The organism is Pseudomonas sp. MPR-R2A5, from assembly GCF_058793055.1.
In genome coordinates this window covers 129,859-147,631 of the sequence record NZ_JBXAFK010000009.1, presented here as the reverse complement: position 1 = coordinate 147,631, position 17,773 = coordinate 129,859, and the positions used below count along the sequence as shown (strand labels likewise).

The 17,773-nt window shown below is 61.9% G+C and carries 19 protein-coding genes; 12 read left to right on the top strand and 7 right to left on the bottom strand.

The annotated features are described in order from the left end of the window. Positions 1–230: 230 nt before the first annotated feature. The gene (gntR, locus tag AC1Q6I_RS09835) at positions 231–1,262 is read right to left on the bottom strand and encodes an HTH-type transcriptional regulator GntR (protein ID WP_173903838.1); all 1,032 of its coding nucleotides are present in this window, start codon (positions 1,260–1,262) and stop codon (positions 231–233) included. Between the two features lie 212 nt (positions 1,263–1,474). Here gntR and AC1Q6I_RS09830 point away from each other — a divergent pair, with 212 nt between their 5' ends. Then, a complete protein-coding gene (locus tag AC1Q6I_RS09830) occupies positions 1,475–2,008 on the top strand; it encodes a gluconokinase (RefSeq protein ID WP_024077060.1) in 534 nt (177 codons plus the stop codon). A gap of 84 nt (positions 2,009–2,092) precedes the next feature. After that, positions 2,093–3,445 carry a GntP family permease gene (locus AC1Q6I_RS09825; RefSeq protein ID WP_102625300.1) on the top strand — a complete coding sequence of 451 codons (1,353 nt, stop codon included), beginning with the start codon at positions 2,093–2,095 and terminating at the stop codon, positions 3,443–3,445. A gap of 138 nt (positions 3,446–3,583) precedes the next feature. Here the strand turns inward: AC1Q6I_RS09825 and alaC are convergent, their stop codons facing one another. After that, positions 3,584–4,801: an alanine transaminase gene (gene alaC / locus AC1Q6I_RS09820; protein WP_102625299.1), complete on the bottom strand. Its 1,218-nt coding sequence runs from the start codon at positions 4,799–4,801 to the stop codon at positions 3,584–3,586. Between the two features lie 195 nt (positions 4,802–4,996). Here alaC and AC1Q6I_RS09815 point away from each other — a divergent pair, with 195 nt between their 5' ends. Continuing rightward, entirely contained in the window at positions 4,997–5,476 is a 480-nt protein-coding gene (locus AC1Q6I_RS09815) for a GyrI-like domain-containing protein (RefSeq protein ID WP_024077057.1), read from the top strand. Positions 5,477–5,731: 255 nt separating this feature from the next. Here AC1Q6I_RS09815 and AC1Q6I_RS09810 read toward each other — a convergent pair whose 3' ends face one another. Beyond that, positions 5,732–6,241, bottom strand: coding sequence for a GNAT family N-acetyltransferase (locus AC1Q6I_RS09810; protein ID WP_102625298.1), 510 nt, complete (start codon positions 6,239–6,241; stop codon positions 5,732–5,734). Between the two features lie 145 nt (positions 6,242–6,386). On the opposite strand from AC1Q6I_RS09810, the gene AC1Q6I_RS09805 reads away from it, so the two are divergent. Genes AC1Q6I_RS09805 through AC1Q6I_RS09790 form a run of 4 tightly spaced genes read left to right on the top strand, consistent with a single transcriptional unit; the run spans position 6,387 to position 8,925 of the window. Continuing rightward, on the top strand, positions 6,387–6,806 hold the full coding sequence (locus AC1Q6I_RS09805) for a YybH family protein (protein WP_024077055.1): 420 nt from the start codon (positions 6,387–6,389) through the stop codon (positions 6,804–6,806). A gap of 43 nt (positions 6,807–6,849) precedes the next feature. After that, positions 6,850–7,194 (top strand): YciI family protein, encoded by a 345-nt coding sequence (locus AC1Q6I_RS09800; RefSeq protein WP_024077054.1) that lies wholly within the window; start codon positions 6,850–6,852, stop codon positions 7,192–7,194. A 34-nt stretch (positions 7,195–7,228) separates the two neighbouring features. Next, positions 7,229–7,705, top strand: coding sequence for an SRPBCC family protein (locus AC1Q6I_RS09795; RefSeq protein WP_102625297.1), 477 nt, complete (start codon positions 7,229–7,231; stop codon positions 7,703–7,705). Continuing rightward, positions 7,702–8,925 carry an RNA polymerase sigma factor gene (locus AC1Q6I_RS09790; RefSeq protein WP_102625296.1) on the top strand — a complete coding sequence of 408 codons (1,224 nt, stop codon included), beginning with the start codon at positions 7,702–7,704 and terminating at the stop codon, positions 8,923–8,925. The genes AC1Q6I_RS09795 and AC1Q6I_RS09790 overlap by 4 nt, the downstream gene beginning before the upstream one ends. 20 nt (positions 8,926–8,945) lie before the next feature. Here the strand turns inward: AC1Q6I_RS09790 and AC1Q6I_RS09785 are convergent, their stop codons facing one another. Next, positions 8,946–9,800 (bottom strand): LysR family transcriptional regulator, encoded by an 855-nt coding sequence (locus tag AC1Q6I_RS09785; RefSeq protein ID WP_102625295.1) that lies wholly within the window; start codon positions 9,798–9,800, stop codon positions 8,946–8,948. Between the two features lie 88 nt (positions 9,801–9,888). On the opposite strand from AC1Q6I_RS09785, the gene AC1Q6I_RS09780 reads away from it, so the two are divergent. Next, positions 9,889–10,401 (top strand): multidrug/biocide efflux PACE transporter, encoded by a 513-nt coding sequence (locus AC1Q6I_RS09780; RefSeq protein ID WP_069076896.1) that lies wholly within the window; start codon positions 9,889–9,891, stop codon positions 10,399–10,401. Here the strand turns inward: AC1Q6I_RS09780 and AC1Q6I_RS09775 are convergent. Beyond that, a complete protein-coding gene (locus tag AC1Q6I_RS09775) occupies positions 10,300–11,058 on the bottom strand; it encodes an SDR family NAD(P)-dependent oxidoreductase (protein WP_024077049.1) in 759 nt (252 codons plus the stop codon). The two genes, AC1Q6I_RS09780 and AC1Q6I_RS09775, sit on opposite strands and share 102 nt — an antisense overlap. Positions 11,059–11,164: 106 nt before the next feature. Here AC1Q6I_RS09775 and AC1Q6I_RS09770 point away from each other — a divergent pair, with 106 nt between their 5' ends. Further along, positions 11,165–12,061 (top strand): LysR family transcriptional regulator, encoded by an 897-nt coding sequence (locus AC1Q6I_RS09770; RefSeq protein ID WP_102625294.1) that lies wholly within the window; start codon positions 11,165–11,167, stop codon positions 12,059–12,061. Here the strand turns inward: AC1Q6I_RS09770 and AC1Q6I_RS09765 are convergent. Continuing rightward, a complete protein-coding gene (locus AC1Q6I_RS09765; RefSeq protein WP_102625293.1) occupies positions 12,058–12,975 on the bottom strand; it encodes a LysR family transcriptional regulator in 918 nt (305 codons plus the stop codon). The genes AC1Q6I_RS09770 and AC1Q6I_RS09765 overlap by 4 nt on opposite strands. Positions 12,976–13,079: 104 nt before the next feature. Between AC1Q6I_RS09765 and AC1Q6I_RS09760 the strand changes: the two genes are divergently transcribed. The 3 genes from AC1Q6I_RS09760 (at position 13,080) to AC1Q6I_RS09750 (ending at position 16,046) form a co-directional block, all read left to right on the top strand. Beyond that, entirely contained in the window at positions 13,080–13,862 is a 783-nt protein-coding gene (locus tag AC1Q6I_RS09760) for a 5-oxoprolinase subunit PxpA (protein ID WP_024077046.1), read from the top strand. A gap of 334 nt (positions 13,863–14,196) precedes the next feature. Continuing rightward, on the top strand, positions 14,197–15,075 hold the full coding sequence (locus AC1Q6I_RS09755) for a 5-oxoprolinase subunit B family protein (RefSeq protein WP_024077045.1): 879 nt from the start codon (positions 14,197–14,199) through the stop codon (positions 15,073–15,075). Further along, complete coding sequence (locus AC1Q6I_RS09750) at positions 15,072–16,046, top strand: 5-oxoprolinase subunit C family protein (RefSeq protein ID WP_024077044.1); 975 nt, start codon at positions 15,072–15,074, stop codon at positions 16,044–16,046. Before AC1Q6I_RS09755 ends, AC1Q6I_RS09750 begins: the two co-directional genes overlap by 4 nt. Before the next feature lie 78 nt (positions 16,047–16,124). Here the strand turns inward: AC1Q6I_RS09750 and AC1Q6I_RS09745 are convergent, their stop codons facing one another. Further along, positions 16,125–17,741 (bottom strand): inorganic phosphate transporter, encoded by a 1,617-nt coding sequence (locus tag AC1Q6I_RS09745; RefSeq protein ID WP_024077043.1) that lies wholly within the window; start codon positions 17,739–17,741, stop codon positions 16,125–16,127. Between the last annotated feature and the right edge of the window lie 32 nt (positions 17,742–17,773).

The following is a 17,773-nucleotide window of genomic DNA, read 5'->3' as shown; positions in this document are numbered from 1 at the left end:
TAATCCCACACAAACCCGGCGCACCCGAAGGCGCCCTACGCACAGCCACCATGGTTGGCTTATGCATATGTGTGGAGAGCTTCAGGCTACTAAACCCGATCACCGAGAAATTCAGCGACCGGCAAACCTTAAAGATCACCCCTCAAGCGCACAAGCCGGCGGATTCTGACGTAAGCGTAGGCAACCGGGCAAGGCGCTTACCGCAATGTCAGCCTCATCCTACAGGCGTCCTACGTGCTTTCCCGCACCTGCAATTCAAACCCCATATCCACTACCGGCTTGGCGATCCTATTGCCCGCCATGATCGTCAACAAATGCTCCGCCGCACGTCGACCGATCGCTTCCCTGGGGGTGCTGATGCTGCTCAAGCGCGGCACCATGAAAGACGACGCTGGCAGGTCGTTAAAGCCCAGCACGGCCACGCGCTCCGGCACGTTGATGCCATGGCGCAGGGCTTCCAGCAGCGCACCTTGCGCCAGGTCGTCGTTGCCGAAGAAGATTGCGTCCACATCCGGGTGCGCCGCGAGCAATTGCAGGAACAGCTCGCCACCCAGGCCGACCGAGGAAGGGCGCGGTGTCAGCAGTTCCAGCGCCGGGTCGTACAGCCCTGCTTGTTGCAACGCCCGGCGGAAACCCTCGCCGCGCAGCAGGGTACGTTGGTCCAGTTGCGCGCCGATATAGGCCAGGCGCTTGCGCCCACGGGAGAGCAAATGCGCCGCTGCCGTTTCACCTGCGGCCAACTGTGAGAAACCCACGCAGTTCACGCCCGCATTAGGGTCCAGATCCATCATGTACACACAGGGCACATTGCTGGCCTCGACCATCCGTCGCGCGCTTTCGGTGCGATCGAACCCGGTCAGCAGCAACCCCCGTGGCTGGTAGGCCATGTAGTTGCGCAGCAGGTTTTCTTCTTCATCGCGCGAGTAATGGGAGTTGCCGATCAGTACTTCGAACCCCTTGGGCCGCAGTACCTGATGGATGGCTTCGAGGGTTTCGATAAACAGCAGGTTGGACAACGACGGCACCAACACCACCACCGAATGGCTCTGGGCCGAAGCCAGGGCGCGGGCGGCGGGGTTGACCACATAGTTGAGTTCGGCGGCGGCTCGCTGCACTTTTTCCACCAGTTCGGTGGCCACGGTGCTGATGCCGCGCAGCGCGCGCGAGGCGGTAATCGGGCTGACGCCGGCCAGGCGGGCGACTTCATTGAGGGTAGGGCGACCGGTGGTGCGGGTATTTTTATCGTTCTTAGAGGTCATCAGGCGGCTTGCCAAACAAAAATCGAGGCACTAAGGTAGCGCTGTCTCCAAAAGGCTGCAAATTATTGAACTTTGGGTTGCCTGATCCGGTTCAAATGATTGGAGCGGATGCACGCGTCACTCCATAAAAATGACAAGACGGCGCGGGAAAAGCCTGTTTTTGCACTCGCCTTACAGCGTGCAAAGATAGCGCTATCTGCGTCCTGAGGTGTTCCATGAGTCAACCTGTTACCGCCCTGGTCATCATGGGTGTTGCCGGCTGTGGCAAGACCAGCGTCAGCGAGGCCCTGTGCCGCCTGAACGGTGCCACGGCCATTGAAGGCGACAGCTTTCACCCCGCCGCGAACATCGAAAAGATGAGCGCCGGCCACCCCCTCAACGACGACGACCGCGCCGGCTGGCTCGACATCCTGTGCGATGAACTGCGCCGCTCGCTCAAAGCCGGTGAACACCCGGTACTCACCTGCTCCGCGCTGAAAAAGAAATACCGTGACCACCTGCGCGAAGCCGCGCCTGGCCTGGGCTTTGTATTCCTGGAACTGACCCGTGAAGTCGCCGCCGACCGCGTGTCCCATCGCCCCGGCCATTTCATGCCGGCCAGCCTCATAGACAGCCAGTTCGCCACCCTTGAATCGCCCAAGGGCGAGCCCCTGACCCTGGCTCTAAACGCCAGCGAAGACAGCGTCGAGGCGCTGGCCGAGCAGACCAACGCCTGGTGGCTGCAACACGGTTTTGAACCAACCCGATAATTTTTTGCCGGACAAGATAGCGCTATCCCCGGCAGGAAATTCAACACCCGTTTTAATAACAACAACAAACAGGAGAGACCCCCCATGTTTGGCATGTCCCACGAGTCGTACCTGCTGTTAGATGCAGTCGTTACCATCATCGGGCTGATCGTATTGATTACCCGGTTCAAGGTTCACCCGTTCATTGCGCTGATCATCGCGGCCGGCTTCCTCGGCCTGACCTCGGGTATGCCCGTGGACAAGATCATCAAGGCATTCCAGGACGGTTTCGGCGGGGTGCTTGGCTTTGTCGGCATCATCCTCGCGCTGGGTACGATGCTCGGCAAGATGATGGCTGAATCCGGCGGTGCCGATCAGATCGCCCAGACCTTGATCCGCGCCTTCGGCAAGGAAAAGGTCCAGTGGGCCATGATGTTCGCCGCGTTCCTGGTGGGCATTCCGCTGTTCTTCGAGATCGGCTTTGTGCTGTTGATCCCGTTGGTGTTTATCGTTGCGCGCCGTACCGGCGTGTCGCTGATCAAGATCGGTATCCCGTTGCTGGCCGGCCTGTCGGCGGTGCACGGCCTGGTGCCACCGCACCCGGGGCCGCTGCTGGCCATCGGCGTGTTTGGCGCGGATATCGGCAAGACCATCCTGTATGGCCTGATCGTCGCACTGCCGACGGCCATCATTGCCGGCCCGATCTTCGGTACGTTCATTGCCAAGTACATTCCCGGCAACCCGTCCCAGGAGCTGGTCGACCAATTGGCCCGCGAGTCGGAGCACAAGACGTTGCCGAGCTTCAGCATCACCCTGATCACCGTGCTGCTGCCGGTGTTCCTGATGCTGCTGAAAACCTTCGCCGACATCGCCCTGGCCGAAGGCCACGTGGTGCGCAACTGGATGGACATGATCGGTCACCCGATCAGCGCCTTGCTGCTGGCCTTGCTGCTGTCGCTGTACACCTTTGGCCATCGCCAGGGTATCCACGCCAAACAAATCCTCAAGCTGCTCGACGCCAGCCTGGCGCCGACCGCCGCGATCATCCTGATCATCGGTGCCGGTGGTGGCTTCAAGCAGATGCTGGTGACCAGCGGTGTGGGTGACGTGATCGGCCATATGGCGGTCAACGCGCAGATCAACCCGATTTTGCTGGCGTGGCTGGTGGCAGCGGTGATTCGTGTGGCGACGGGTTCGGCGACCGTAGCGACCATTACGGGTGCTGGCATTGTGGTGCCGGTGGTGGGGATGATCCCAGGGGTCAACCGCGAGCTGCTGGTACTGGCGACCGGGGCTGGCTCGTTGATCCTGTCTCACGTTAACGATGCAGGCTTCTGGCTGGTCAAGCAGTACTTCAACATGACCGTGGCCGAGACATTCAAGACCTGGACGGCGATGGAAACCATCCTGTCGGTGGTGGCGCTGATCTTTATCATGTTGCTGTCGTTGGTGGTCTAACAGACACACCACAAGGCCAGGGTGAAAACCCAATCAAATGTGGGAGGGGGCTTGCCCCCGATATAGGGAGTCAATCACTGCATCTGGTGACTGACCCACCGCTATCGGGGGCAAGCCCCCTCCCACGTGTTGACCGAGTCAGGCGCCGGTTTTCGGTACTAACCCATCCGCCCGGAACATCCCGCGAATCCCCCGCACCGCCTGGCGAATCCGGTCCTGGTTCTCGATCAGTGCAAAGCGCACATGGTCATCGCCATACTCACCAAAGCCGATCCCCGGCGACACACACACCTTGGCTTCCTGCAGCAGTTTCTTGGCAAATTCCAGCGAGCCCATGGCGGCATAGGCTTCGGGAATCTTCGCCCAGACGTACATCGACGCCTTCGGGTTCTCGACCATCCAGCCCAGTTCATGCAGGCCCTTGACCAGCACATTGCGGCGCTGGCGGTACTGCTCGGCGATGTCCTTGACGCACTGTTGGTCGCCTTCAAGCGCCGCAATCGCGGCGACTTGCAGCGGGGTAAAGGTGCCGTAGTCGTGGTAGCTCTTGATCCGTGCCAGCGCGTTGACCAGTTCCGGGTTACCCACCATGAAACCAATACGCCAGCCGGCCATGTTGTAGCTCTTGGACAGGGTGAAAAACTCCACCGCAATATCCTTTGCCCCAGGCACCTGCATGATCGAGGGGGCTTTCCAGCCGTCGTAGACAATGTCCGCGTACGCCAGGTCATGCACCACCAGTACGTCGTACTGTTTGGCCAGCGCAATCACCCGTTCGAAGAAATCCAACTCCACACACTGCGCGGTGGGGTTGGACGGGAAGCCCAGGATCATCATCTTCGGCTTGGGGATCGAGCCGCGAATCGCCCGTTCCAGCTCGGCGAAGAAGTCCACGCCGGGCACCAGCGGCACCGAACGCACCTGGGCACCGGCAATCACGGCACCGTAGATATGAATCGGGTAGCTCGGGTTGGGCACCAGTACGGTGTCGCCCTGGTCCAGGGTGGCCAGCATCAAGTGCGCCAGGCCTTCCTTGGAACCGATGGTGACGATGGCTTCCGACTCGGGGTCGATGTCCACGTCGTAGCGGTCTTTGTACCAGCGTGAAATCGCCCGGCGCAGACGTGGAATGCCTTTGGAGGTGGAGTAGCCGTGGGTATCTTCACGCTGGGCGACGGTGACCATTTTCTCCACGATATGGGGAGGCGTGGCGCCGTCGGGGTTACCCATGCTCAAGTCGATGATGTCTTCGCCGCGCCGACGCGCAGCCATCTTCAGCTCGGCAGTGATATTGAACACGTAAGGGGGGAGTCGATCGATGCGCGCAAAGCGGCGCGGCGAACCTTGGTCGGCCATTGTTGCCTCGGAGTACGTAAGCGCCCGGAACCGTCCGAGCGACGTTGGCCACTGCGGTGGCCTGCGGGGCAGACAATACGGTCGATGATGGCCAGTTGTCCAGATGCGTAGGGAAATTTTCTGCATGGAGTACAGCGCGGATATACCCCTATACTCGATATGGGTTTGTTCCCTCATAAGAAGGAGACTGTTCAGATGGATCAGCAGATAACACAACCGTTAGAGCCGCGCATGAAAGACGGCAAAGCCCTGGTAATCGCGGGGGTGCAAGGGCGTTATTCGAAGGCCACGGCGGGCGATATCCCCAAGCTGTGGGGCGTGTTTGACGACAGCGTAAAACACATCAAGAAACGCGTCGACGGTGTGTCCTACGGCGTTTGCCATAACCCCAGCCACGGTGAGTTCGATTACATGGCGGGGGTGGAAGTGCCGTCCAAAGGCGATGTGCCGAGCAACTTCGAGTTCGTCGAACTGCCTGCGCACCACTACGCCGTGTTCCCGCACTATGGCCCGGTGCAGGCACTGGAGCAGACCTACGAGCGCATCATGTTCGAGTGGTTGCCGCACTCGGGCTACAAGGTGGCCGGGGCGGATTTCGAGCGCTACAGCGCGGATTTCGATGTACGCAAGGGCACGGGGACGGTGGAGATCTGGTTGCCCGTGGAACTCAGGTAACCGGCAGGCTGAACACGTCCCTCTGTGGCGAGCGGGCTCGCCCCGCGTTGGGCTGCGCAGCGGCCCCAAAACCTACCGCTGCGGTTCACCCGGAAGAATGCGGCAGCGCTGAATAGGGCTGCTGCGCAGCCCCTCGGCAGAGCCATGGTTAAGACGCATGGCGCGAACTTGGCTGTCGGGTTGCTGAGCGATAACTGAAGTATTCATGTCGCATATTCATTACTTTTTATCGGGTAAGTTATCTATACGTGACATTTAAAGCAGGCCAACACCACATCGACCAAACACCCACCTCAACCTCCGCTCATACCCGACCCGCCCCTGATACGCCTCCCCGCTGTCCACCCATCCGGCGCCCAGATACAGCCCCATCGCCGCCACGTTGTCCACGTCTACCGACAGCTCCAACCCCTTGATCTGCGGCCACGCCTGTATCGCCGCCGCCGGCAGCGCCTGCAAACACGCCTTGCCAAAGCCCCGGCCCTGCTGCTGCCGATCCACCTGTAGCGCATGCAGCGTGGCGCTGTGTTCATCCGCCCAGTGCGGCAGGCAGGGCGGGCGCTTGAGCAGGAGGAACGCCACCGGACGCTCGTCGGCCAGCAGCGCAAAGCCTTTGACGCCTGGGCTTGGGTTGACCAGCAGGGTGTTGAGTGCGCAATACATGTCGCCGCAAAACGGCAACTGCTCAGGATGAACTTCGAGGGCGCCGACTTGCTGTTGTTGCACAGCATTCAGCGCCTCGTAGGCGACAAGGCGGGTTTGCATCGGGGCGTCCGAACGGCTGCAAAGAAGGGCGCAGTCTAGCGGTTTTGTGCGGCACGAAATTATTTTTCAACGGGCTGTCGATTTGCCTGGAGGCCGTTCGACTAAGGGTGTCTTCCTTGATTTTCCAACCCGAAGGAGTATCGCCATGAGTACCGCAATCAACACCCTGATCGAAGAATGGAAGCAAGCCGTACTTTCCCGGAATATCGATAAGATTGTCAGCTATTACGCCGACGATATCGTCTCGTTCGATGCCGTGAGCGCCCTGCAGTTCAAAGGCAAGGCGGCCTACCGTGCGCACTGGGAAGCGTGCATGGAACACTGCCCCGGCCCCGGCATTTTCGAGTTCCACGAACTGCGTATCGTCGAGTCCCAGGACAGCGCGTTCGCCCACTGGCTGGCCCACTGCGGCGGCGCCGGGCCGGACGGTGAAGTGAAGGCCTGCTGGATGCGGGTGACGGCCGGCTATCAACGTTTTAACGGCGACTGGAAGGTGGTGCATGAGCATTGGTCGGCGCCGTTCGACATGGCAAGCGGCACGGCACTGTTCGACCTGAAACCTTGAGCGCCGCAAACTATAGTCAGTCGTTGCGAAAACGGAGAACGTCATGAAATACCTGTGCCTGATCTACAGCAATGAACAGCTGTTGCACACTTCGCCAGACAGCCCCAAAGACCCGGAGTGTCTCGCCTACGCCCAGTCGATACAGGCCAGCGGGCGCATGCTCGCCGCCGAGCCGCTGGAGTCGGTGAGCACGGCCACCACCGTGCGCATGCGCAATGGCAAGCTGTCGATTACCGACGGGCCGTTTGCCGAAACCAAGGAGCAGCTCGCCGGGTTCTACCTGATCGAGGCGCGGGACTTGAATGAAGCGATCCAGGTGGCCGGTGGCATTCCGGCCGCTCGGGTCGGCAGTGTGGAAGTGCGCCCCGTGCGCGAATTGAATCTCTGACTCCAACAACCCTAAGACTCAGGAGGTTTATCCCATGCCCAAGCAACCTGCCGAATTTGAGCTGTCCATCAGCCGCGTGATCGATGCGCCGCGCAGCCGTGTGTTCCGCGCCTGGACCGAACCTGCCCTGTTGCAACAATGGTGGGGGCCCCACGGCATGACCACCCCCGAGTGTGAAATGAACCTGTGGGTCGGTGGCCTGTTCCGCACCCTGATGCGCGCACCGGATGGCAGCGAGTACCCGACCCAGGGCGTGTTCCTGGAGATCGACGCGCCCAACCGCCTGGTGTTCACCGATGCCTTCATGCCGGGCTGGATACCTTCGGGCAAGCCGTTCATGAGCGCTGAAGTCACCTTTGAGGAGCAAGACGGCAAGACCCTCTACACCGCTCGCGCCATGCACTGGAGCGCTGAAGACAAACAGGCCCACGAAGCCATGGGCTTTCACGACGGCTGGGGCGAGAGCCTGGACCGCCTGGTGACGCTGGTGACCCAGGGCATGCGCGATTGACGCCTCCCATCGAGGCGATCTACCGCAGTGAGTCCCGGCGCGTCCTCGCCACGCTGATCCGTTTGCTGGGGGATTTCGACCTCGCCGAAGAAGCCTTGCACGAGGCGTTCTTCGTCGCGGTCGAGCGCTGGCCGCAAGACGGTGTGCCGAGCAACCCACGCGCCTGGCTGGTATCGACCGGACGCTTCAAGGCCATCGATCGTCTGCGCCGCCAGGCCCGGTTTACCCCGTTGTTGCAGGCGCAGGCTGACGCACTGGAAGCCGCTGACTGGAGTGAGGAAGACGTGGAAGACGACCGTCTGCGCCTGATCTTCACCTGCTGCCACCCTGCGTTGGCGGCCGACGCCCAGACGGCGCTGACCTTGCGTGAGGTCTGCGACCTCACCACCGAAGAAATCGCCCGCGCCTTCCTGGCCACGCCCACCACCATCGCCCAACGCATCGTGCGGGCCAAGGGCAAGATCCGCGAGGCGAAGATTCCCTATCAGGTGCCGTCCCTGGCCGAATTACCCGAACGCCTGGACAGTGTGCTGCGCGTGATTTACCTGGTGTTCAACGAAGGCTACTCGGCGTCCATGGGCGCGGACCTGACCCGCGAAGACCTGACCCGTGAGGCCATCCGCCTCGGTCGCTTGTTGACCCAATTGCTGCCCGAACCGGAAGTCCTGGGCTTGCTGGCGTTGATGCTGCTCCACGAATCCCGCCGCGCCGCGCGCACCTCGGCCAGCGGCGAACTGGTGCTGTTGGATGAACAGGACCGTTCGTTGTGGGATACGTCCTTGATGGCTGAAGGTTGCGCGCTGGTGGAACAGGCACTGACCCAGCGGGGTTTTGGCCCGTATTGCCTGCAAGCGGCGATTGCGGCGGTGCATGCCGAGGCACGCAGCGCCGGGGAAACGGATTGGCCGCAGATTATTGGGCTCTACGATGTATTGCTCAGGGCGGTGCCTTCGCCAGTCATTGAATTGAACCGCGCCGTGGCGGTGGCCATGCGCGATGGACCGTTGGCGGGCTTGCAGCAGGTGGAGGCGATTCTGGCGCGCGGGGAGTTGCAGGATTACCACTTGGCGCATTCGGCGCGGGGCGAGTTTTGCCGGCAGTTGGGACGGGTGGAAGAGGCCCGCAGGGGCTATGAAACAGCCCTGTCACTGACCCAGCAGATCCCTGAAAAACGCTTCCTCGAACACCGCCTGGCCGAACTCGATTCCCCCAAGCAATGAAGATTCAAATGTGGGAGATATCACTCCAACATCTTCCCCAACAACCAACTCCCCGCCGGCCCCGGAGGATGGTGACGGGACCACAGTGCATCCACGGCCACCGAACGCGGCCAGCCGCGTGCCTTGAGTTCGACCAGTTGCCCGCCACCGAAGCGTTCCACCAGCCAGCGGGGAATCGGCGCCCAGCCGAAACCCAACTGGGCCATCTCCAGCAGCATCAGATAACTGGGGGCCGACCAGAAGCGGCCGTTGGCGCGGGTTTCGTTCGGGTTGATGATGCTTGCCAGGCGCAATTCGCGGTGCTGTTGCAGGGCGTGCGCCGTGAGGGTATCGAGGCCCGCCAGCGGATGCTTCGGTGACACGAACAGGGCAATCTCGGTGCGCTCGTCCACCGGCGCGCGGGTCAGGTCCGGCGGATACACGTCCTGGTGTTCAATAAACGCGATCTGCGCCCGCCCGCTTTGGACCAGGGCGATCAGGTCTTCGCATTCGGCGATCAGGCATTCCAGCTCAAGGTCCGGGTAGCGTTGTTCAAACGCGCTGAGGGCGACCTCGAAACGGTCGGACTGGTAGGTATCGGACATGGCGATACTCAGCTTCGGCTCCAACCCCTGGGCCAACTGACTCGCCGCCAACTCCAGCCGGCTGCTGGCCTCCAGCACCTGCTCGGCGCGTTGCAACAACACATGGCCTACGGGCGTCAGTGTCGGCTTGCGGCTGCTGCGGTCAAACAGCACCACATCCAAATCAATCTCCAGGCTCGCCACCGCTGCGCTGACGGTGGACTGGCTCTTGCCGAGCTTGCGCGCCGCCGCCGAAAACGAACCTTGGGTCGCCGCCTGGACAAATGCCTGCAGCACTTCGTTAGAGGCCATGACTATCGCCTTGATCGATGGTTATTGGTTATGAAGTATCGAGCCAAGGGGTAATGATGGCAACCATCGTCACTCACGGAGCCGGGTTATGAACCCTACCAAGTCGATTACTGAACGTGTGTGCCAGGCCATTGGTTTCGAGGCCCTGGCGTTGTTGATTTGCACGCCGTTGCTGGCGTGGATCATGGATAAACCGGCCCTGGAAATGGGCATGGTCACCCTGGCGATCAGCCTGTTGGCGCTGACCTGGAACGTGATTTTCAATGGCCTGTTCGACCGCCTCAAGACGCGCTGGCACCTGGCCAACAACGCCTGGACCCGGGGGCTGCATGCCTTGATGTTTGAAGGGGGCTTGATTCTAGTGTGTGTGCCGCTGATTGCCGCCTGGCTGAATATCAGCCTGGTGCAGGCGTTTATCCTCGACATAGGTGTACTGCTGTTTTTCCTGCCGTACACCTATGTGTATCACTGGGGCTATGACGTGCTGCGCGAGAAGTTCCTACAGAAACATGCCGCCCGACGCCTCGATGCGCTGGCCGGTGATCCAGTGGCTGCCGTCGGCGAGCAGGCTGGCAATCGCCCCGCCGATATCATCCGGTAGGCCCGCACGGCCCAGAGCGGTGTTGTTGGCGACCATCGCATTGAGGCTGGCGTTGTCACGCACGGCGCCGCCGCCGAAGTCGGTCTCGATGGCGCCCGGGGCCAGGATGTTGACGCTGATGCCACGTGCACCCAGCTCCTTGGCCTGGTAGCGGGTCAGCACTTCCATCGCGCCTTTCATGGCCGCGTAGGCGGCGTAACCCGGCAGGCTGAAGCGCGCCAGGCCGCTGGACACATTGAGGATGCGGCCGCCGTCGCGGATTAACGGTAACAGCTGCTGGGTCAGGAAAAACGGGCCCTTGAATTGGATCGCCACCAGTTGGTCGAACTGGGCTTCGGTGGTCTCGGCAAAGCTGGCGTGAATGCCAATCCCCGCGTTATTGATCAGAAAATCGAAGCGCTCCTGTGCGAACACATCCTTGAGCACGCCAGCCACTTCGCCAACAAACTGACTGAAGCTCGCGCTCTGGCTGACATCCAGTTGCAGCATGGCCGCGCGGCCACCCAATTGTTCGATCTGCGCGACCAAAGCCTGCGCTTCCTCCGCTTTGCTGTGGTAAGTGCCGATGATGTCCACGCCTTGCGCCGCCAGGTGCAGCGCGGCGTTTTTACCCAGGCCACGGCTGGCGCCGGTGATCAATGCGATTTTGCGGGTCATGATGAATGCCTCTGGATGGGATGGTGGCGCACAGTGTATTTGTGCGCCTATAACGTGATAAACAGCAGTGAATCGGAATCACTGGTCGGATCAGGCGAACAATCCCATGAACAAACTCGAACTGTTGCGCACCTTCGTACGCGTCACCGAACTGTCGAGTTTCACCGGCGCTGGCGAGAGCCTGGGCTTGCCGCGTTCGACGGTGTCCGAGCATGTGCAGGCGCTGGAAGAACTGCTCGGCGCGCGGTTGCTGCAACGCACCACGCGCACGGTGCAAGCCACGCAGGACGGGCGTGTGTTGTATGAGCGCAGCAAGGATCTGCTCGCGCACATGGAGGAACTGGAAGGGCTGTTTCGCCAGGAGGAAGCACAACTGGCCGGGCGTATTCGGCTGGACCTGCCCAACGTGATGGCGCGTGACCTGATCCTGCCGCGCCTGCCGCCTTTCATGGACGCGCACCCGTTGATCGAGCTGGAAATCAGCTGCACCGACCGTCAGGTCGACCTGCTCGCCGAGGGCTTCGATTGCGTGCTGCGCGTGGGCGCGCAGCCGGACCAGTCCGTGGTGGCGCGACGGTTGTGCAGCCTGCCGATGATCAACTGTGCGAGCGCCACCTACCTGCAACGCTACGGCGTGCCGAAGACCTTGGCCGACCTGGCCGATCACCACCTGGTGCATTACGTGCGCCCGCTGGGTTCGCGCTCGATGGGGTTCGAATACCTGCTGGGCAACAAGGTGCACCGCCTGCCCATGGCCGGGCGGGTCACGGTCAACAGCACCGATGCCTACAAGTCGGCCTGCCTGGGCGGCTTCGGGATCATCCAGGTGCCGGCCCTGGGCATGGCGCAGGCGTTGGCCAGTGGGGAGTTGGTGGCGGTGTTGCCGGACTATCCGGCGCCGCCGTTGGACGTGTCTCTGCTCTATGCCGGGCAGCGCCATTTACCGCTGCGGGTGCGGGTGTTCATGGACTGGCTGGCCGCGACCCTGCAAGACCAACTCTAACGCCGTGCCGACAACTGCTGCGGCGCCAGGAACGCGTCGTGGAAGTAATCGCGGAACGCCTGCATCGCCGGGGTAAACGCCCGTTCGCGGTGCCAGGCCAGGCCGACGCTCATGGGCGTCACCGGGTCGGTCACGGTCAGGGTTTCGATGCGCTTGCCTTCCAGGGACCAGGGCCGATGCACCAGGTCCGACAGGATCGCCACGCCGCTGCCGTTGGCGACCATGCTGCGCACCGCCTCCACCGAGCTGGTGCGCAGCCGTACCTGGGGCGTTTGCCCGGCCTGTTCCCAGTAGCGCATGGCGCTGTGTTCGGCCTCGTCGACGGTGAGCAGGATGTACGGCTCGCGGGCCACATCTGCCAGGCTCACGGCGCCACGTTCGCACAATGGGTGATGGCTGGGCAGCCACAGGCGGCGTTCCGAATTGAAGAGAATTTCCGAGACGATATCCGGGTGGGTGAGGTTGGCGGTCAGGACCACGGCCATATCAAACCGGCCGTCGAGCAGGCCCTGCTCAATGGCCTGGCGCTCTTGTTCGAACACCTCGATGCTCACGTCCGGGTGCCAGTGCTCCATGCGTTGCAAGTGGTGCGGCAGGAAATATCCCAGCACGGTGTAGCTGGCCGCCACCCGCAATACGCCGCTGGCGCGGTAGTCGGGCAGGGGGCTGTTCAGTGCGTCGTCGACACTGCGCACAATCACATAGGCACGGTTGAGAAAATGCCGCCCGGCGTCAGTGAGGCTCATGCCCTGGGCCGAGCGTACGAACAACTGCACGCCGAGCTGGGCTTCGAGCTCCTTGATCGCCGTGGTCACGGCAGACTGGGAGATGTTCAAGTGAATCGCCGCCTGGGAAATCTGGCCGATTTCGGCAGTGGCGACGAAATAGCGAATTTGGCGCAAGGTCAGGGACATAGCTTTATCTGATTTTCAGAAGATAGATCATCTGATAATAGATCTTCCCAAGGGGTCAAGCCGCAGCCTACTTTCGAGCATCACCTTTTGGCGGAGCGACCTCGATGCAGGCAGTGGATTTCAATTCAGACATGGGCGAAGGCTTCGGCCCCTGGACCATTGGCGACGGCGTTGACGCGGAACTGATGGCCTACATCAGCTCGGCCAATATCGCCACCGGCTTCCATGCCGGAGACCCCGGCACCATGCGTCGCACCGTCGCGCGCGCCAAGCAACTGGGGGTGGCTATTGGTGCGCACCCCGGCTTTCGTGACCTGGTGGGCTTCGGCCGTCGGCATATCCAGGCGCCGGCCCAGGAGCTGGTCGACGACATGCTCTACCAACTGGGCGCCCTGCGTGAAATCGCCCGTGCCCAGGGTGTGACGCTGCAACATATCAAGCCGCACGGCGCGCTCTACATGCACCTGGCCCGTGACGAAGAAGCCGCGCGGCTGCTGGTACAAAACCTGCAAATCATCGAGCCAACGTTGCTGCTGTATTGCATGCCCAATTCGGTGATCTGGCGCGTGGCCAAGGAGCTGGGGCAGCCGGTGGTGCGCGAGTTTTATGCCGACCGTGAGTACGACCTCACGGGCTCCATTGTGTTTACCCGCCACGTACGTGCGCTGGACCCGGCCACTGTCGCAGCCCGCGTCCTGCGTGCGTGTCAGACGGGGCTGGTGCGGACCGTAGAAGGCGAAGACCTGTTTATTGAGTTCGACTCCATCTGCCTGCACAGCGACACCCCCGGCGCCCTGGAATTGGTGGAAGCCACCCGTGAAGCGTTGGACCAGGCTGGCATAGCGGTAGTGAACGGGCTTGCTGTGGTGAACAGGCTTGAGGTGTGAGCAGGCTGGGTGTGGCAGTTGGCTTGGTGTGTGAACGGGCTTGATGTGGCGAGCGGGCTTGCCCTAATGCCGTTCAGTTAAGGCTTTTTTGTAGGAGCGAGCTTGCTCGCGAAAAACTCACAGGCGCCGCGTTCATTCAGGAAACACGCGTTATCGTTGACGTTTTTCGCGAGCAAGAACTAGGCGTCCCCCTCGCTCCTACAGAAGGCGATGTACGCTTAACTGAACGGCATTAGGGCTTGCCACAACTGACTCGCTCACACACCAAGCCCGCTCGCCACAGATCATTTTTTTTTTTGCCTGCCTTTCTACAATGATTCCAAGAGGAACAGACATGGCTGAAACATCCCCAATCCGCTACAGCTTCGGCGCGGATGAACACCTGTTTGCCGAGGTCAGCGACAGCATGTCCCTGGAGGCTTTTTTCAAGGGCATGGCCGTGACCCGCGCCGTGGAGCGCCTGGCCCTGGATGGCGTGCTGGATGTATGCCTGGCCAATGCCTCGTTCCAGATTCGCTTCGACCCCGACCGCATCGCGCCCCATGTGCTGCTCGACGCGGTGCAAAGCGCCGAAGCCCAGGCGGTGGCCGAACGCACCTTGCACACGCGCATCATCGAAATCCCGGTGCTGTACAACGACCCCTGGACCCATGAAACCCTGATGCGTTTTCGCGATCGCCACCAGGACCCCAGCGGCACCGACCTGGAGTACGCCGCGCGCATCAATGGCCTGGCGGATGTCGACGCATTTATCGCCGCCCACAGTGGCGCGCCGTGGTTTGTGTCGATGGTCGGCTTTGTCGCGGGCTTGCCGTTCATGTTCCAGATGGTCGAGCGCGCGCGGCAATTGCAGGTGCCCAAGTACCTGCGCCCGCGTACCGACACGCCAAAGCTGACCCTTGGCCACGGTGGCTGTTTCGGTTGCATCTACTCGGTACGCGGCGCCGGCGGTTATCAGATGTTCGGCGTAACCCCGGCGCCGATCTACGACCCGGCGCAGCAATTGGCTTACCTTCAGGAACACATGGTGTTCTTCCGCCCCGGCGATATCGTGCAGTTCAAACCCATCGACCGCACAGCCTACGACCTGGCCGTCGCCGAGGTGGACGCTGGGCGTTTCGACTTGCGCATCCGCCCGGTGGAATTTTCCCTCGATGCGTTTCTCGCCGACCCCATCGGCTACCCGAAAACCCTGCAGGAGGCGCTGGCATGATCAAGGTCCTCAAACCCGGCCTGGCCACCTCCGTACAGGACCTGGGCCGTGAAGGTTATTACCACCTGGGCATCCCGCCGTCGGGCGCGCTGGACCAGTACGCGTTGAGCGCGGCCAACCACTTGGTGGGCAATCCGGTCGGCGCGGCGGGGCTGGAATGCACGTTGATCGGCCCCGAACTGGCGTTTCAACAGGACGCGCTGGTGGCCATCAGCGGCGCCCTGATGTCGCCACGCCTGGACGGCGAAGTGGTGCATCAGGACACCGCCTTCCTTGTACGCGCGGGGCAGGTGTTGCGCTTTGAATTTCCGAAGGCGGGCGCCCGGGCCTACCTGGCGGTCGCCGGGGGGATCGACGTGCCGGTGGTGCTCGGCAGCCGTTCCACTTACACCCTCGGCGCGCTGGGTGGGTTCCATGGGCGGCGCTTGCAGGCCGGCGATGAATTGCCCATCGGCCCAGCCAGCGGACAGGGGCGGGCGGGCAACAGTTTGCCGATGGCGTTGCGTCGTTCGGTCGGTGGCGATGTGACCTTGCGCGTGGTGCCGGGGCTGTATTACGAACGCCTCAGCGATGGGGCAAAAAGCAGCTTTTTTGCCGAACCGTGGACGGTGGGTTCCGAAGCGGACCGCATCGGCTATCGCTTCAAGGGCGGCAGTGCCTTGAGCTTCCAGCCACGGGAGCAGCCGTTTGGGGCCGGGTCTGACCCGTCGAATATCGTCGACAGTTGCTACCCCATTGGCTCGATCCAGGTACCGGCCGGTCTGGAGCCGATTGTGCTGCACCGCGATGCGGTATCCGGCGGTGGTTACGCGATGATCGGCACGGTGATCAGTGCCGACCTGGACCTGATCGGGCAGATGCAGCCGAACCAGCGGGCGGGGTTTGTGGCGGTGACCTTGGAAGAGGCGCTGGAGGCGCGGCGGATGTACAAGAAACGGCTGAAGGCGATGGCCGGGCTCTTCAACAGCTGACACCGCACACGTCCAAATGTGGGAGGGAGCACGTCGAATCGTCGCACCGCCCCTCCCACATTGTGCATCGATGGTGTGTCAGAAGAGTTTGGTAAACAGCCAGTACAGGCTACCGGATAGCACAATCGCCGCGGGCAACGTCAACACCCAGGCCATCAGCAAATTGCGGATGGTCTTCATCTGCAAACCGCCGCCATTGGCCACCATGGTCCCCGCCACCCCGGACGACAACACATGGGTGGTCGATACCGGCAACCCGAACATATCCGCGGCGCCGATGGTCAGCATCGCCACGGTCTCGGCCGAGGCGCCCTGGGCGTACGTCAGGTGGGTCTTGCCGATTTTCTCGCCCACGGTCACCACGATGCGCTTCCAGCCGACCATGGTCCCAAGCCCCAGGGCGATGGCCACGGCGATCTTCACCCACAGCGGAATAAACCGGGTGGAATTGTCGATCTGTTGCTTGAACAGTTGCAGCTTGCCCTGGGTATCGGCGTCGAAATGGCCGACCTTGTCCTTGTCCATCAGGCGAATGGTTTCACTGCTCAGGTACATGTCGTTACGCACGTTGCCGACGGCTTCGGCGGGGACTTTGGCCAGGGAGCCGTAGCCTTTGACTTCATCGCCGATCTGGCCGGCGAGGGCGGCGAGGGCCGGGATCAGCTCGGGCGTGGCCTGCTTGGTAGTCACATAGGTCGACAGGATCGGCCGCGGGTCGCCGGCCAGCGCCTGCGGCGCGCTTTTCATCAGCGCCACTTGGGTCACTTCGGCCACCGCCGCAAATTGCAACGACTGTTCGGCGGGCATGGTGCGGTTCAGCGCATAGGCCATCGGCAAGGTGCCAACCAGGATCAGCATGATCAGGCCCATGCCTTTTTGCCCATCGTTGGAGCCGTGGGCGAACGACACACCGGTGCAGGTGACGATCAGCATGCTGCGAATCCACCAGGGCGGCGGGGTGTCGCCTTTGGGCGCCTTGTACAGTGCACGGTTTTTCACGAAGACACGCAGGGCCAGCAGCAAGAGTGCGGCAAAGACGAAGCCGATCAACGGCGAGAGCAGCAGGGCATAACCGATCTTGATCGCCTGGCTCCAATCCACGCCGCTGGTGCCGTCACGCCCGTGCATCAGGGCGTTGGCCACGCCGACACCGATGATCGAGCCGATCAGGGTGTGGGATGAAGACGCCGGCAACCCCAGCCACCAGGTGCCGAGGTTCCACAGGATCGCCGCGATCAGCAGGGCGAAGATCATCGCGAAACCGGCCGAGGAACCCACCTGCAAAATCAGCTCGACCGGCAGCAGGGCAATGATGCCGAACGCCACCGCGCCGCTGGAGAGCAGCACGCCGAGGAAGTTGAAAAAGCCCGACCACACCACCGCAAATTGCGGCGGCAGCGAGTTGGTGTAGATCACCGTGGCCACGGCGTTGGCGGTGTCGTGGAAACCGTTGACGAACTCGAAACCCAGGGCGATCAACAGTGCCACGCCCAACAGCAGAAACGGGGTCCAGGTGGTAACGACGGTGCCCAGTTCGTGCATGTCGCGCATCAGGCTGTAGGCGGTGAACAACAGGCCCATGGCGAGCACGGCAAAGAAGATGATCACCGTCAGCAGGCCGGGTTTCTTGTCGAGCCGGGGTTGGGTATCAATCGATGACGTATGCGTGGAGGCAGTCAGGGAAGGGGTGGCCATGCCGGAGCATCCAGTGTTGTGAGGATGTCGTG